Raw genomic sequence first — 1,523 nt, 5'->3', positions numbered from 1 at the left:
TGCGGAGCCGCTCGGACGCTGGCGGCGGCAGAAGCGCGGATTGGGGAACTAGAACGGTTGGTGGGGCAACTGGCCCTGGAGAACGAGTTCCTAAAAAAGGCGTTGCGGCGGGCGAACTCTCCCCTGACCAGCGGGCGGCGCTCATGAGGCAGCGGCCACCGGGGATGTCCACCCTCCGGGCGTGTCAGTTGCTGGAGTTGCCGCGCAGTAGTTGGTACTGGACACAGGCGGAGCCGGCTACCGCCCCCCGCCGCGAAGCGGAGCGCCTGCAACTGCGAGAGCGGATCGAGGCGCTGTGCCTGGAGTTCCCGGGCTACGGCTACCGGCGCGTGACCGCGCAGGTGCAGCGGGAAGGCTGGGCGGTCAACCACAAGCGGGTGCAGGGGATCATGCAGACCGAGAGCCTGCAGTGCCACGTGAAACGGAGCTGGATCGGGACGACCCAGAGTGCGCATGCTTACCGCCGTGTAACCGTTCAGGCGGGTGGGCGGATTGGCCACGGCTGTGATTCCATTAGGATGTGAGCCAGCCACCCGAAGCCCTACCGACCACCGATCTACCCGACGACGTGCCCACGCTCCAGCAGATGGTGCGCGAGCTGCGGGCGGCGCTGGCGGTCGTGCCCGAGTTGCAGGCCGCCGTGACCCGCCTACAGCAGCAGGTCCAGGAGCTGACGGAGCAACGGAACCGAAACTCCGGCAACTCCTCGCGTCCCCCGTCCAGCGATCCGCCCTGGCGGCAGCGCCCCAAGAAGCCGCCCACCGGCAAGAAGCGTGGGGGACCACCCGGCCACCCCGGCACCTGCCGACGCCTGCAGCCGGAGAGCGTGGTGGATCAGGTGGTGGTGGTCACCCCACCAGCCTGCGAGCACTGCGGCCAGCACTTCCCCGCAGAGCTCCCACGCCGTCGCAAGTATCGCCGCTGGCAGGTGGTCGAGCTGCCCCCAATCCAGCCGGAGATCACGGAGTATCAACTGCTGGCGCGGCGCTGCCAAAGTTGCCGGCGGCGCACCTGGGCGCGGCTCCCGGCCGGCGTGAGCCGGCGGTGTGTGGGGCCGCGAGTGCAGGCGATGGCTTCCCTCCTCTCCGGCGCGTGCCGGCTTTCGCGGCGCCAGGTGCAAGCGCTCCTCCAGGACCTCTTTGGGATCGGGTTGTCAGTGGGCACGCTGTCCGCGTTAGAAGCGGACACGGCGCAGGCGCTGGCGGCGCCCTATCAGGAACTGGCCGCTGCAGTGCCGCAGGCTCCCGTGCTGGGGGTGGATGAGACGAGTTGGCGGGAAGCGGGCGCGCTGCACTGTCTCTGGACCGCCGTCACGCGGCAGTTCGCCTTCTACCGCCTGGACCGCCCTCGCAGCCGGGCCGCCTGCGAGGCACTGCTGCAAAGCGGGACGGACGCGGACCCGGAAGAGCCCCCCGAGCGGCCGGCGCCGGTCGTGATCACGGATCGCTACAGTGCCTACGGTCACCTGCCGCCGGAGCGGCGCTCCCTGTGCTGGGCGCATCTGGCCCGGGACTGTCGGGCGG

At 70.3% G+C, this 1,523-nt stretch carries 2 protein-coding genes; both read left to right on the top strand.

Annotation, left to right across the window (positions count from 1 at the left end; all coding sequences use genetic code 11):
• The first annotated feature begins 164 nt into the window (after window positions 1–164).
• Window positions 165–524: an IS3 family transposase gene (locus VF584_19820; GenBank protein HEX8212434.1), complete on the top strand. Its 360-nt coding sequence runs from the start codon at window positions 165–167 to the stop codon at window positions 522–524.
• Window positions 521–1,523: transposase (locus VF584_19815; protein ID HEX8212433.1), on the top strand; the 1,003-nt coding region annotated here is incomplete at its 3' end. The genes VF584_19820 and VF584_19815, both read left to right, overlap by 4 nt.

Origin of the sequence: Longimicrobium sp. (genome assembly GCA_036389135.1) — a bacterium.
Lineage (GTDB): Bacteria > Gemmatimonadota > Gemmatimonadetes > Longimicrobiales > Longimicrobiaceae > Longimicrobium.
This window is presented reverse-complemented; position numbering and strand designations above follow the sequence as displayed.

Excerpts from the sequence above, each read along its gene's own strand:
- VF584_19820 (HEX8212434.1), top strand. The coding sequence starts at position 165 with ATGTCCACCCTCCGGGCGTGTCAGTTGCTGGAGTTGCCGCGCAGTAGT.